The sequence below is a fragment of the Serratia sp. MMO-28 genome (genome assembly GCF_037199905.1).
GTDB lineage: Bacteria > Pseudomonadota > Gammaproteobacteria > Enterobacterales > Enterobacteriaceae > Chania > Chania oryzae.
In genome coordinates this window covers 1-14474 of sequence record NZ_JBBCVB010000017.1, presented here as the reverse complement: position 1 = coordinate 14474, position 14474 = coordinate 1, and the positions used below count along the sequence as shown (strand labels likewise).

At 51.7% G+C, this 14474-nt stretch carries 14 protein-coding genes; 11 read left to right on the top strand and 3 right to left on the bottom strand.

Features of this window, described 5'->3' with window-relative positions:
* From traW to WG891_RS15645, 10 genes are all read left to right on the top strand, one after another.
* Positions 1–1194, top strand: coding sequence for a conjugal transfer protein TraW (gene traW, locus WG891_RS15690; protein WP_337263687.1), 1194 nt, complete (start codon positions 1–3; stop codon positions 1192–1194).
* Positions 1194–1703, top strand: coding sequence for a conjugal transfer protein TraX (traX, locus tag WG891_RS15685; protein ID WP_337263688.1), 510 nt, complete (start codon positions 1194–1196; stop codon positions 1701–1703). The genes traW and traX overlap by 1 nt, the downstream gene beginning before the upstream one ends.
* Positions 1704–1769: 66 nt before the next feature.
* Positions 1770–3917: a DotA/TraY family protein gene (locus tag WG891_RS15680; RefSeq protein ID WP_337263689.1), complete on the top strand. Its 2148-nt coding sequence runs from the start codon at positions 1770–1772 to the stop codon at positions 3915–3917.
* Between the two features lie 106 nt (positions 3918–4023).
* Complete coding sequence (locus WG891_RS15675) at positions 4024–4275, top strand: type II toxin-antitoxin system Phd/YefM family antitoxin (protein WP_337263690.1); 252 nt, start codon at positions 4024–4026, stop codon at positions 4273–4275.
* Positions 4272–4547, top strand: coding sequence for a type II toxin-antitoxin system RelE family toxin (locus WG891_RS15670; protein WP_337263691.1), 276 nt, complete (start codon positions 4272–4274; stop codon positions 4545–4547). The genes WG891_RS15675 and WG891_RS15670 overlap by 4 nt, the downstream gene beginning before the upstream one ends.
* Positions 4548–4567: 20 nt before the next feature.
* Entirely contained in the window at positions 4568–5248 is a 681-nt protein-coding gene (excA, locus tag WG891_RS15665) for a plasmid IncI1-type surface exclusion protein ExcA (protein ID WP_337263692.1), read from the top strand.
* A gap of 94 nt (positions 5249–5342) precedes the next feature.
* On the top strand, positions 5343–6620 hold the full coding sequence (locus WG891_RS15660) for a secretion/conjugation apparatus DotM-related subunit (RefSeq protein WP_337263693.1): 1278 nt from the start codon (positions 5343–5345) through the stop codon (positions 6618–6620).
* 67 nt (positions 6621–6687) lie between these two features.
* Positions 6688–7662, top strand: a complete 975-nt coding sequence (locus tag WG891_RS15655; protein ID WP_337274584.1) for a hypothetical protein — start codon at positions 6688–6690, stop codon at positions 7660–7662.
* A 10-nt stretch (positions 7663–7672) separates the two neighbouring features.
* A complete protein-coding gene (trbC, locus tag WG891_RS15650) occupies positions 7673–10003 on the top strand; it encodes an F-type conjugative transfer protein TrbC (RefSeq protein ID WP_337263695.1) in 2331 nt (776 codons plus the stop codon).
* An 89-nt stretch (positions 10004–10092) separates the two neighbouring features.
* The gene (locus WG891_RS15645) at positions 10093–10602 is read left to right on the top strand and encodes a phospholipase D family nuclease (protein WP_337263696.1); all 510 of its coding nucleotides are present in this window, start codon (positions 10093–10095) and stop codon (positions 10600–10602) included.
* Positions 10603–10643: 41 nt separating this feature from the next.
* Here WG891_RS15645 and WG891_RS15640 read toward each other — a convergent pair whose 3' ends face one another.
* From WG891_RS15640 to mobA, 3 genes are read right to left on the bottom strand one after another with little or no spacing between them, the layout of a single operon-like run.
* A complete protein-coding gene (locus tag WG891_RS15640; RefSeq protein ID WP_337263697.1) occupies positions 10644–11651 on the bottom strand; it encodes a hypothetical protein in 1008 nt (335 codons plus the stop codon).
* A gap of 26 nt (positions 11652–11677) precedes the next feature.
* Positions 11678–13603, bottom strand: a complete 1926-nt coding sequence (gene traI, locus WG891_RS15635) for a TraI/MobA(P) family conjugative relaxase (RefSeq protein ID WP_337263698.1) — start codon at positions 13601–13603, stop codon at positions 11678–11680.
* A 1-nt stretch (position 13604) separates the two neighbouring features.
* Complete coding sequence (gene mobA, locus WG891_RS15630) at positions 13605–13949, bottom strand: plasmid mobilization protein MobA (protein ID WP_337263699.1); 345 nt, start codon at positions 13947–13949, stop codon at positions 13605–13607.
* Positions 13950–14227: 278 nt separating this feature from the next.
* Here mobA and WG891_RS15625 point away from each other — a divergent pair.
* The coding region (locus tag WG891_RS15625; protein WP_337274583.1) for a molybdopterin-guanine dinucleotide biosynthesis protein MobC at positions 14228–14474 on the top strand (247 nt) is incomplete at its 3' end.

Here is a 14474-nt window from a genome sequence, read left to right as displayed (position 1 = left end):
ATGAAAAAACGCGTCATTGCCGCCTGCATAGGCGGCCTGATACTGTCTGTCTCTCAGACCCTGGCCTATCCCGTAGAGGTCACGGCCAGCAGGCCCATCACTCAAGAAGTGGTCCCCCAGTTGTCAACGGCTAACGGCACACTCGGCAGTATTCTCAGCACCACCCAGCAGATTGGTGGGGCTGTCAGCGCCGGCAACGACAAAATCGCGGCCATGATCCAGCAATCCACCGAAAACCTGCAGCAATACGCCACCTATGCACAACAGGTACAAAATCTTGAGCAGGCGCGGCGAAGCTACACCGTTCCAGACGCCATCTGCAGCGAGTCCGCCTCGGGACAAGCCTCGCAGATAGCCCGTCAGGCAGGGGCAAAACAGGCCTCTCTCGCCAGCGGCGGAGGAGTCAGCAATACCGCGATTAAAAAAGTGTTGTCGTCCAAACCCGCTGCGCCAGAACAGAGCCAGTTTGCCACCGCAGAGATCCACCGCAGTTACTGCACGCAGGAAGACGCCGATGCCTGGGGAGAACTCTGCAACGGCGTGTCCAACCTACCCGGCGGCGACAAACAGATCCGTTCCCTGTTGGCCGGGGGGGGCGCTGAAGACAAAGCCCCTGAGCTGACATTCACCCAGGAACAAACCGATGCAGCCATGATGTACCTGAAGAACTCATCGCGCCGCAGCGTCGGGCGCGCCCTGAAGAAGGGGGAAGTCAAAACCGATAGTGGACGCCAGTACATTGGTATGACGACAGAGCATGACGCCATTCAGAGCGCGGCGGAACAGCCTCAATTGGCGATGGTCGCCGCCAGTCAGCCGAATGAGGCGACAAAAGACGTGCTGGCTGAAACCCTGCAAACACCGTCCAGCAAGGCATGGTATGACCAGAATGCGTCCGCTGAAGCCCGACGTACAGGCATGATGTCTCTCCGTGAGTTTGAGGCGTTTGAAGTGAATCGTCGCTATGCCAACACGGACTACCAGACAGACCTGCAGAACATGGATGGCGACAATCTGGTGCGCGAATCCATCCGTGTTCAGAGCCTGCAGAACGCGCTGTTGTTAGGCATCAAGCAGCAGTTGCAGGAGAGCGCCATTTTGTCTGGCCAGCAATTGAGCCTGAGCAGCGCACAGTATTACGAACCTCGCCTGGCACAGAAACTGCAGCAGGCCTCAGCAGGAGCCACTCGCTGATGAAAAAACTCACCAAGGCCACCTACCATACCGCCAATGTGCTATTACCGTTGTCTGAAACGGCCCGCATCCTGCGCGCCATGAAATATTCGGCGACGACACTGGCAGATCAGGCCCGTCGTCTGAAACAGACAACGCCGGAGGTTTCCGATGAAATACGGTCATTTGATGACGCCGTCAGGGACAGTGGCCAGAGCCTGGAGGCGCTGACAAGCCGCTACCTTTGGGCTAAACGGGTCTTACTGTTGCTTTTCGGTATGGCAACCCTGCTGGCGCTGATACTGCCGGCAGCCATGTTCTTTTCTGACGTCCCCTTCTCGGGCGCCCTGTTCGGCAGAGCCCTCAGCATGTCATTCATGCTGGCCGGCTTTGGCGGATTGATGTTTGTCCGTGCCCTGAAAAATCAGTATCACCTGTGGCAGTTACAGACCCGTCAGCTCGGTACCTTCGCTGACTGGAGAGCGACAGCCCCGTGGCTGCGGGACATTGTCAGTTGGCAACTGCGCTGACCGAGACCTTGCTCTGTACTCCCCCACGCACGGGGAACCCCATCGTCCGTACAACGGAAAACACCCATGAAAAAACGTCTTCTGTTCATGCCCGCCATGGTGTTGGCCGGGCTGGCGCTGCCAGCGTTGGCTGACAGCGTCAATTTTGATTCGATAAATTCTGCCGCCACCCGCAACACCGATTTATCCCGCCAACTGTTGATCATGGTGTTCGGTGATGTGGTGAACAACCCACTGCAGCCGGCGAACGTCAGCTTTATCGGCCAGCTCTATGGCGTATTCAATGCCATCATTGCCGGCCTCGCGTTTATCTGGTTTATGGTCATCACGCTGCGGGCTACTGTCCTGACGGGCAACCGGGGAAAAGTCTTTGGCCGTGGGACCACCATGATGGCCCCGGTCTCCTCCCTGGCCGGTTTTATGGCACTCGTGCCGACACCGTCAGGCTGGTCCATCTCCAACTTGGCGTTTCTGTGGATGGCCTCCATCATGGGGGTAGGCAGCGCCAATCTTATGGTGGACAAAGCCGCAGACTCCATAATGGAGGGACAGTCATTAATCATGCAGCCGGTGGCGGGTGAGACCATCACCGCTGCCCGGGGCATTTTTGACATGTATCTCTGCAAGGTGGCGTTAAACACCGAACAGTCACAGATGCACCAGAGCGGCAGCAGCAGTACACCGCCGATGTCCGTACAACGGGCGACGGACGGACGGGAAATCCGCATCACCAACGGCAGCGCGATCTGTGGCAGTGCCAAACTGCCTGAAACAGCAAAAAGCGGAGCCTGGTTCCCGTTTAACGTGCCAATCAATTCAGGCCCACTGGAAAATGCGCAAAAAAACGCCTTTGCCGAGATCAACAATACGCTCTCTAAAAGCGCTGAAAACATCGTTAGCGCCTGGCTCAATTACCAGGATGGGGCGCAGTCTCGAATGCCCGATATCGAGTCAGAGATCCAGCAGGCGGCAAGAAGCTATGAAGACACCATAAACGCCGCTTCAGCAGCCGTGAATAATGAGGGCTCAATCCGGGGTGAACTGGCTAATTACCTCAAGCAAAGTGGATGGATCGCTCTCGGCGCCTGGTACCAGTCTTTTGCTACCGCAAATCAGAAGGTGAACAGCGTAGCAAATCAAAGTCCGGTTGTGACCGGGCCGTCCAGTATGGGTGAAGTAGGTGTTGGGCGACTACAAGAGGAAATAAAAACCGCATTACTGGCACAAAGGAAAAATTCAACCTATACACCGCCACTTGGCTCAGTGAATGCGGCCGGTAATGACAATCTTGATGATGTACAGTCGGCCAACTCAGCAATTATTAAAATACTCCCCTTCTTTTCAGGAGAGAGATTCTCAAACTTCATTATCCAGTCAATAATGACCGGTAGCGATAATGATAGCTCTAGCCAAATTAATCCACTCCTGAAAATGAAAGCCATCGGTGATTATACATTAGGGGGCGCTCAGGCAACCTTTACCGCATTTACAATTGCTAAAGGGTTTGTTGACTGGGGAAATGGTACAGCATGGGGGAAAGTTGTTAATGCGGTTTCAGGTGCTGGATATATAGCACAGAGTGTTATTGGCTCAATAGCCCCTATTGTCTATTTTATTCTATTCATTCTGATTAGCATTGGTTTTTCACTGGCAATATTTCTACCTTTCATTCCTTTAATTTACTGGATCACGGCCTGCACATCGTGGCTGGGAAGTGTTTTGATTGGCACTACTGCTGGCTCGTTATGGGCCGCAACACATATCGGTACTGAGGAAGATAAAGGGAGTCGCGCTAACTACGGCTATATATTCCTCATTGATGCCGCTATCCGCCCCTCTCTAATGGTCTTTGGTTTCTTTTTCGCCAGTCTTGTTGTCGTTGCCATTGGTACATTACTGAATATCTTGATTTTACCAGCCATTGTTAATGTTCAGGCTGATTCGATAACCGGGCTGATAAGCATCATTGGTATTCTGATGATTTATGCTCGACTCTGTACCACACTCGTTTCATCGGCATTCAGTCTGCAAGTCTACCTGCCGGATTATGTCATCGCCTGGCTAGGTGGCCGTGAAGCCGCACAGATGATGAAAGGTGCTGTAGAATCCGCCCGCAACATGTTTGCAGGATTTGGCGGTAAAGCAGGCCATACACCGGGCATGAAGAGGATGGAACAGAACAAGCCTTCTGGTGATGCGGATGGTTTTAAGTAATACATTTCACCCGGTTTTAACTGGGTGAAATAGCAACAAAGAACTTGTTAATAGGTTCTTTAATGCTACAATGAAACCTATTAAACGGTTTTTGTTTGAGGTTAATATGCCTAACATTATCCATAGCGATATAACCGCCAGCATCACTGAGCTAAAAACAAACCCAATGGCCACTGTCAATGCCGGTGCAGGGTATCCGGTAGCCATCCTGAATCGCAATCAGCCTGCGTTTTACTGCGTTCCTGCTGAGTTGTACGAGCGAATGCTGGAGTACATTGACAATCAGGAGTTGGCAAACCTGGTCAAACAGCGCTCAGAACAGACACTGCACGATGTAGATTTGGGAAAATATCTATGAACTGCAAGGTCAAGTTTCGAACCGACGCATTTAAGGAGTGGAACAGCCTTGATAAATCCATACAGCAGCAATTTGCCAGGGAACTCAAACGATGTGCAAAACCCTCTGCCAATCTGCGAAATACACCGAACTATTGTGTGATAAAACTTCAGGCATCCGGTTTCAGGTTGGTATATCAGGTTATCAACAGCGAAGTAATCATCGCAGTCGTGGCTGTTGGTCAACGGAAACACCGTGAAGTTTATACTCTGATGAGTAACCGACTTAAATAAAACAGATTGGGACGATATAGATGACGGTAAAATACATAGATACTTACTCAAAAAAATGGTCGGTAGCTCTAGTTGGCGTCCTGTCTTTTGCATATTGTATATTCGCATTACCATTTCATATACCAATGGCTATTTATGCAATTCATAATATCCAAGAGTTAATGAGTAGCCGATTCCAGCAAGACAGAATTCTGACCATATTGCTGATTACATCTCTTTTCCTTTCACTTTTTATTATCGTTTACTCAATTCGTAAACAACGAAAAAACATCAAAGCGTTCACTTCACGTTTCAGTGAGTTAGACCTGAGTAATCCACAGCCCCAAAATACCGTCATGAACCGGACGGGTTGGGGGTATATGGCACTCGATACTAAAAAAGGGACGCTCCTATACATCAATCACCCTGACACCACTGTCTTTAACTTCTTCTTTCCAAAAGATGTGCGCGTGATGGGGTTTGGGATGTACGACTGGAAATCGATTGAAGTGGAAGGCAATACCCTACGGATTTATACGGGCAATCCTGAGCTGCCTTCAATCACTATTGCGACCGGCAAAGCAAACCAGCTGTATGAAAAAATCAACGCCATGCGCAATCAAACCTGGACCTATGAATACAGTATTCCTGGGTATGTCGAGCATCAGGCAAAACGCATTGCTGACGCGCAGGGACTGAACCTGATCCTGCCGCCCAAATAATTTCCCTTCTGCTGTAATCCACCTCAATGGTTTCGGGGCCCTCTTTTCAGGGTGCCTCTTCTTTTGCATTCGCAAAACAGTTAAAGGTTTCCCCATGGCGCAACCTATTCGCAATGATGTCCAGTCAGGCAATGACTGGACAATGGCCGCTGTCGGTCTGTTTATTACTCTGATGGTAGTCGCCCTGTTTTTCCGGCAACTCACTATCGAATGCACGACCACCCTGCTCTACTGGCTATGGAGCCTGGCGGACTTTCCCCGCTTCCACACCGATGCTGCCTGGCGTATCAATCTGCTGGCCACAACGCACAATACGGCAGAGACCGTCTCCTGGTCTGAATTCTTCGCCGTCATGGATGTCACCGCCGGCATCTTGCTGGTTGCCCTGATACCGTTGGCCATCATCGGCACCCTAGCCGTTCGCCGCCATCAGGTCAGTCGAACACGGCGGGATCTTTCTATCCACTCGCTCCCCCGCATCATGTCGTCATTTTCTCCAGCCATCGTACCGGCACTGACTTATGGCGACAAAAAGACGCAACTGCTGAATGTGGATCCGGAAGAACACCGTAGCGCACAGACACCCGATGAATTTGCCATCAAGCACAAACTGGTGGTTAACCGTCGTCTTCGCCGGGAACGGGCTGAGTTGCAGTTTATTGCCCAGCTTGGCAAGCCACTGTCCCATGAGCAAGGTAGCAGTCTCCCACAGAACCTTGTACTCCCGGCGTTTGAGCAATTCAGTGATCATGAGCGGGCCATGTTCGCTGTCTTCGGCCTGCAGCACTTCATGGATAAACGCAAAGAGGCTGAGCAGTTGCTTGATACGCTAAACCGGTCGACGCTCAAATCAGACCGTCGATATCGAAACCAGATCGGCTATCCCAACCTGTCACTCGCAGACAAAGCATTTCGAAAGGTGGCCACAACGCCTGCCGCGCAAACCTGGATCAAGCAGTACGGTTATGTCCGCACGGCCATCGCCGCATTACATGATAACGACCTTCACCTTCCTATCCGCCGATACCGCTGGCTGAAGGGGCTTGACCGCACACTCTGGTACGCACTGGCGTCCACCGGTCGTCCTTGGCCATTCGTTGAAGGTGCCGGCGTGGTCAGTCAGTCGCACTGGGAAAAACTGGCCGCCCGTTATCGTGTCAAGCTGAACAAACCCATGATGTCACTCGCCCTGGATGGACTTGAAACAGACCTGAGAAATATCGGTGCCGTGGTGGATGACACACCGCCGACATCACGTCCTTTTGATGAAGAAGAGGAAGACGACGACGAGGACTCAACAGGATCACAAACCACATCAAACGAACAACACATTCACCGTCACGTACATCCCTTCCGCCCTAAAATGAGATAATTCCATGTCAGAACATGCTGTTAACGAAATCACGACTGAAATTCATGGTCGGCACCTGCAGGTGCGGTTGAATGGGCGCCGCCTGTTTAACCTGTACCACCCTTTAGCCGATCGCTATCAGCTCACGCTTGAGCAAGATGCGAGTCAATACACTATCTGGATGCGCCAGTCCTGCAACGGTTTCGCCAGACTCTTTACCACCAGTGACGCTGAACTCGCCAGCAGTATCATGAACACCACGGCGGATGCACTGCAATGCATGGCCATGGCCATGGCGGGATCATGTGTGAAGCCCCAGAAGAAATGGGGCATGCAATGGCTCCTGCCTGGGGCCATGTTTATCTTTCTGGCTGGGACGTGGATCTCCTGGTTTCATTATTCTCCCCTTCCAGCCCTACCCGTGGAGATGGCTGTAGAACCCGTCGTCAATCCCCCGCAGCCCTTGCCTACCCTGTCATCACCCCCAGTGACCAACGCTCTCCCAGTTGCCGAAGTCAATCCGCCCACGCAGCGCGTGCCACTCTCCCCGAAAGACGCTGCAGAGGCACGCCATCTCCTGGCCACTCGCCTGAAAAACGGCGCAGCAAAGAAAGAGTTCACGATCTCACTGTCCTCGGGTCACCCACGAACCCTCTACGTCTTTGCCGATCCTGAATGCCCAAACTGCAGCATTTTCGAACCAACCGTACAGGCGCTGTCTGAGTTGTACAACGTGGAAATATTCCCGGTCACACTGATAGGCAAAGCCCGTACCGCCGAAAAGGTCGTCCCGCTGCTGTGCACAACGGCAGAGAAACGCGCAGACAGGTGGCGCCGTCTGTTTGACGTCGGTGCCGGACTGTTGAACCCAACAGCAACATCAGAACCGCCGAGTGCGTCCTGCGAAGCGGGCCAGAACGCGCTGGCCCGTAACGATATGGCGTTCGAACTCTACCGCCTCCCCGGCACCCCCACAGTCATCAGTGATGACGGCCGCATGATCCCGTTGCAAGCAATGGCCAGCGATGTCGCGCTGCAAGCATTTTTGAACAGTGCACCGTGAGGAGCTGCCGATGGATTTTAAAGGACGCCACGGGCCGGTTGAAAGCCAACTGATAAGTCGCCAGGTACAAAGCAGACTGGCTGAACGGTTGATGCTTGCCCCGTTCACCGTGCAGTTTTTCCTGGTGACATCCCTCATCACCGGCGTATTGTGGCCGGTAACACTGCTGCTGTTCCTGCCTTTTAATATCATCCTGCTGGTCGCGTTCAGTGATCAGCGATTTCGCCTTCCGCTGCGTATCCCGATGGATGTGGGCGGATTTGACCTGTCCACCGAGCGGGAACTGAGTTGGAATATTCCGCTGCTGAATCTGAATCTGCCCAAAGTTGTACCAGGAGAAGCCGCCGGTACGCTCTGCCTGGGGACGGGGCGCGGCCGCGACAGAGGGAGAGAATTGTGGCTCGAAACCTCTGACGCCCTGCGCCATATGCAAATCATGGCCACCACCGGCGGCGGTAAAACGGAAACGCTTTATTCCCTTTACCTGAACTCGCTGTGCATGGCTCGGGGATGCTGTATCTCGGACGGTAAGGCGCAGATTGATCTCGCGGTGGCCACCTGGTCGATGGCCAGGCGTTTCGGCCAGGAAGATGACTGGCACGTGCTGAACTTCATCACTGGTAACGATGATCGGTTCAAAAAACTGCTGCTCGGGGATAAATCCCGCCCCCAGTCTAACAGTACCAACCCGTTCGCTTACGGCAGTCCAACGTTCATTATCCAGTTGATGGAGTCCCTGCTGCCTGCCGGGAACGGCAGCGACGAGGGCTGGAAGGACAAAGCCCGCGCCATGATGAATGCCCTCATTTACGCCCTGTGCTATAAGCGCGCCCGGGATAACATCCTACTCACACAGGCGGTTATCCAGTCTTACCTTCCTCTGGTGAAGTTTGTCGGTCTATATCGCGAGGCGCTGCGTGACGGCTGGCATGAGGAAGGATACAAACCGATGGAAAACTACCTGTCCAATCTTGCGGGCTTTGACATGAAGCTGATAAATCGTCCATCAGACTGGTCGCAAGGCGCCCTCGATCAGCACGGTTACCTTATCCAACAATTCACCCGCATGCTCAGCATGTTTAACGACACCTATGGCCATGTTTTCCCGAAGGGCGGCGGCGATATCGATATGCAGGACATTCTGCATAATGATCGCACCCTGGTGGTACTTATTCCGGCGCTGGAGTTGTCTGATAACGAAGCGGCCACACTGGGTAAACTGTATATCTCCGATATCCAGATGAACATCGCCAAAGACCTGGGCAACAAAATTGACGGCTCACCAGAACACACACTGACGGTGAAGAAGTTTGCCAGTAAATTCCCGTTCATGATCATCTGCGATGAGGTGGGGTATTACTTCGCTCCAGGGCTGGCCAAACTGGCGGCACAGATGCGCAGCCTACGTTACATGCTGATTATCCTGGCGCAGGATATTCAGGCCATGTTGCGCCACGGAAAAGAAGTCCACTCCGTGAATGCCAACCTGGGTACCAAGCAATTTATGAAAACCGAAGACACCGAGGACACGCTAAAGATGATCCGCGCCGTCGGCGGCACGGGCCAGTATGCAGAGCAGAGGACCATGGACCGCACCGGCATGGGCAACTATCAGGACGTTGACAGGGTAGAGTTCCGCGATCGGGACAATATCCAGCTGTCTGAGCTCAAAGCGCTGAAATCCGGCGAAGGCATCATCGTGTTTGAGGACCAGCAGGTCCGTAGCAACACCATCTACATCCCTGATGACGAGAAAATCTCAACGCTGGAGGTGAAAATAAACCGATATGTACCGCTCCGCCGTCCCGACTTCAGTGACCTGTGTCGAGAGGTGCCTGCAGCTGCACGCAGACGACCGGTCTCCCAAGAACGCGTTAGCCATATTCTGGACATCTGCCAGACGACAGCCCCGGACACGTGGAGTAGCAGGCTCAATGCCCGCCTTGCTGACGAAACACTGCTGGCGCTCACCACCGTGGCAACCGACCTCGATAACCGTGATGACGTCACCTATACCCTGGAGGAACGCGGTATCTTGCTGTTTGAAACCGCCCTCAACGCACTGGAGAAAACGGAAGGTCGCTACCGCTGGATCAAAGAGCAGGGGAATATCCGCATATCGAAAGAGCGGATTGAAGAGGCACGCCAGAACAATGCCGGCATAGTCACGCCCCCTGCCTCTGGTCAACAGAAACCGTCGGCTCATGCACCAACCACCCTCCCTCAAAACGATATTCCCCACTTCGCGGAGAGCAACGATCCTGATTACGGGTATCAGAATTTCACTTCAGATGCCTTTACCGACGATTTTGATAACCCAACGGGGAGACATGACTTCTGACTCAATGACAGCAACATTGTACAACTCGCCCCTCAACATACATCACACACCCTAGGAAAATAATGACTATACGTATATTACGGTCAGCCATGCTGGCTACCATTCTTCTTTTATCTGTAGGTACTGTCATTGCGACACCGACTGTTGAAGCCGGATTCTCTCCGGAAGGCAGCGCACTGATGTTGGTTCTAAACACCATCGATTCTTCAAAACAGAGCATCCGCATGATGGGCTACTCTTTCACCTCACCGGAGGTCGTAAAGGCGCTAGTAAACGCACATCAGCGCGGAGTGGATGTAAAAATCGTGCTTGATGATAAGGGAAATCGGAATAAGGCTAGTCAGGCCGCAATGAACATCGTGGTGAACGCAGGAATTCCGCTACGAACGAACGGTCGCTACGCCATTATGCACGATAAGGTAATTATTCAAGATAATCATACTGTTGAGTTGGGTAGCTTTAACTACTCCAGAGCAGCAGGCCGGACCAATTCAGAAAGTGTCTTGGTCATACGCGAGATGCCTGCGCTGGCTCAGTCGTACCTGGCACACTGGCAATCCCGCTGGGATGGCGGTACAGACTGGCAGTCGTCATACTGAACGTAAGGAAACCGCTCCAAACATTTGGGGCGGTCAACCACCTAATCATCAAGATACTTATTCCTGATCTGCAGTATTGGTACTGTCATCGCGGCAAAAATCCCAGAAATGAACGCCAGAATGGCAAGCAAAAAACCGCCTATAACACTCTCTCTGAAACACAACCAAACGATTACCGCAACCATCAAAGCCACTGTAACCCATGCCAGGTAGACATACTTTTTACGCAAGGGCAGATCTATCAGGCGGCAACGAACATACTGCCCCCCCATAAGCTTTTTCTCAGCAGCTTTATCAAGCACCTCCCGCACAGCACGAATATCAATAACCTTCCTGTGGAAATGGCTATCATCAGAGCAATAGCGCGTATGTTGAAGAAGTTCATTCAGCGTCGGCAAGTCTTTGGGCCATTCATGGAGAACGGCGACACCATAGGCTCTCAGCAGTGGCAGTGCATAGGCGTAATGGCTGACCTTTTGCACGTACCGATTATCCAGAACAGCCCAGACGTCACTGCCACCGGCAATCTCCAAAACGTAGATCATGATCTTATCCGCATCGGGGTAAAGCCCGACACTGACGCGCGCAGGGATGTGCTCGATATTGTGATACCGGCAAAAATTTACTCGATTCTTTCCCTCGCCAGAGAAAAACAGCCCCAGTTCAGGAACATGGAAGTAGTCGGTATCCTGTATCCCGTGCTCAGAATTGATATACGAGATCACTTCTTCTTTCTCTGTTATCGATATGTCTGGATCAGGCCACAGACGCCAACTGCAACCCAGCGTATGAGCAACTGGTACAGCCATATTCTCCGCTGGCGACCGAACTCGAGGCAGAAAGGGGATGATACTGGTGAAAAAATCCTTACCGAAGAATGGCCCCCACTCTCCATTGGATTCCGAACCGTGCAGGTCACCAGGAATATTCACCGGTGACATCCTGCCCTCAGTATCAATACGGAATTTAAGATCCACAAATTCACGGGCAGCTTTCGCTACTTGATGTGACAGATGTGACAAGTCTGCGATCTTAATGCTCTCTTTCATTCAGATCCTTCAAAACATGCGTTGATTCATCGGCGTGGTTTCGGTGGTACATGCGGCCGGGCCGTATTCGTGGTAGCGGCTGGCTTAGGCTCCTGGTATTTTGTCACATCGTAACCAGCCTGCTGCCGCTGAGCCGGATGCGTCAACGGTACTGTCTTACCTGATGATGCATTGAAGTGCGGGATGTACTTGATCGTTCCCTGGACAAACGCTTTCTCGCCCCTGACCTCCACTTTCTCCCCACACTTCTGTTCGGTAATGTGCAACGCCATAGCCAGATTTTTACCCTTCTCTGCCGGTGCATCGGCAACTTCAATAAACAACCCTCGGTCAAGAAGTACGGGCTGACCACCTGATGTATACACGACAGCACCATCACGATTAACCTGCGTTTCATAGCCCCGAATCTGCGACGGTTTGATATCATCAGCAACAGCATGAAGAATGATATTGTTAGAAATTGCGGTCGTGCGGTTATTACGCTTCTCTCTGTATGCCCAACCACGCAGCTGCGAGATGGCGGCAGCATCATGCTGCGTTGCCTGCACTTCTACCCACGCACGGTATGACAGTGGGCGGTAATCCGGCCTTTCTTTCAGCGCCTGTCTTTCATCACGTATCTGCAGGCGTAAGCCTGCCATCTCTTTCATTTTCTCCACTTCCAGAGCACGGAACATCAGTTTGCGCAACAGCGGATCACGTTCGCTCAGACGCACATTATTTTTACGGATACGGTAACTGGCCGACAGCGCTCGGAACCGGGAGCGAACATCATCAGTAGAAAGACTGGGGCGAACAAAGCAGGTTTTGTACGTCTTGTAACGTGCAATCAAATCCTGCCGAGCCTCTGCACGTATATTACGACGTTCAGCCCGCGCACCTTTGTCACGACGGTGAAGACGATTGTCATACTGAGATCCAATGTCCACACCACTCAGTAAAACCGCTTTACCTGCACGGTTAACGTCTAGCATTATTGGTGCCGGAGAAAATGCACCAATCAACTCTTGTTGGCAATCAAGGGTGAGCTCCGGGTGTATGCTGCTGGCCTTCACCGGGCGCTGCTCATCATCACTGATGTCGTAAATCGCCAGTCCCTGACCTTTCTGACGTAACTCCAGTCCCGCAGCAATCAGTACGTTATGAACATCATCCCAGTGGTAGTTCGCCCGAAGAAACAACGTATCCAGTTTGTCTCGACAGTGATCAACGGCGTAAGAAAACAGGCTTTCTTTATCGCTGAAATGCTCCAGTTCGCGGGCGGCAGCGGGAGCTGACTTATAGAAATTACGCTTGCGAACAATGTGACCTTCGCTATTAACCATGTAAGGACCATTGACATGCTGCCAACCATATTTGAGTTCCATTTCGCGACAGCAGCGGTCCAGAGTCAGACGATCGTTATACAGGGATGCTGCTTTATAGCTCACCGGATTGACGCGATTTACAGTCAGGTGGCAGTGCAGATTATCGGTATCCTCATGGATAGCACAGACATACTGATGACCGTCCATTCCCATACGATTCATGCAATGACGCGCACAGTCAAATATCTGTTCCGGCGTAGGTCTTTCAGCTTCCGGCCAGGACAGGATGACATGATAAACCGGGTCCTTGCAGCGCGTGTTTTGCATCGCAATCATGTTCATTTCGCTCGCTGCAGTGGCAAGTGAAAAGCAGTTCGTCTCGGTAATAACATCACCACACCGCAGAAGCTGACGACCATCCGGGAACATAGCGATCACATCAACGGATCCAGGCAGTGGATTACGGGTGGCGTACTCCACCAGGTTATTGAAGATGGCAGCTTCAGAACGAGATTTACGCACGAACGGTTTTTCAGGTGACAGCGTTTCGCTCATCTCAACGTCATCACGGATCGTGACGTAAGAGACAAGTTTAACAAAGCTGGATTTCCCATCCCGCCTTTTTGGTGGCACCTCTGCGATCATCTTATTCCCCGCTGTTATTCAAACTGCTGGCATCGAACTTTAAAAATGCCGTCTGCATTGCCGTCAGTGTTTCAGCATATTTTTTACTGAGTTCTGGTGTCATCATCCCCTGCTTTTGCATCTCGCTGTAGAGATGTTTCAACAGTCCACCCTGTTTCATAATCTCGTTCATCTGCCGGGTGTCACCTTTGGCCACAATGCGACGACCAAGAGCACAACGTCGGAGAAATTCACCTGCGCTGAGTCCTGCGGCACGGGCACTTTCACTGACTTGCTCTTTTTCTTCTGGGAACCAGCGGATACCGAGAAAAAGAACTGTTCTCTGGCGTTTCTCACTCTTGCTCATCGCTTTAATCCAGCACCAATTTAAGGTATCCACTGTAATAGGGTGTCGGGACGGAGTCCTGACCAGGGCGTTTTGTGGGGCCGTCTGCGTGCAGGCGGTTCAACAAAACATACCTTGTCCCTCATTTTAAATTTGATTTCGATTTATGGTCGGAATTATAGGTGATTTCATCATTGCCGTCACTGGCTTACGCCTAAAATACGTGGTTCTGGTGAATTAGATAACAAAGAGGTATAATCTGGCGGAATGTTTACCCTAGACAGACAGGAAATCAGGCAATGGCTGAGAAAAAATGGTACAGCGTGGAAGATGTTGAACAGGCAAAAAATTCTCTTGATGAACTGCCTGATTTGACACCCACAAGATTGACTAAATCAGATGTGCTTGAGCAGCTTAAAGAAAAAATAATTGAGCTGGCAGATAACAAAGGCTACAGCGTGGAAGATATCCGCAGTGCGCTCAGTCATGCCGGGATCCAGACAAGTGTTAAATCCATACGTGAAATACTGAATTCGCGTAAAAAAG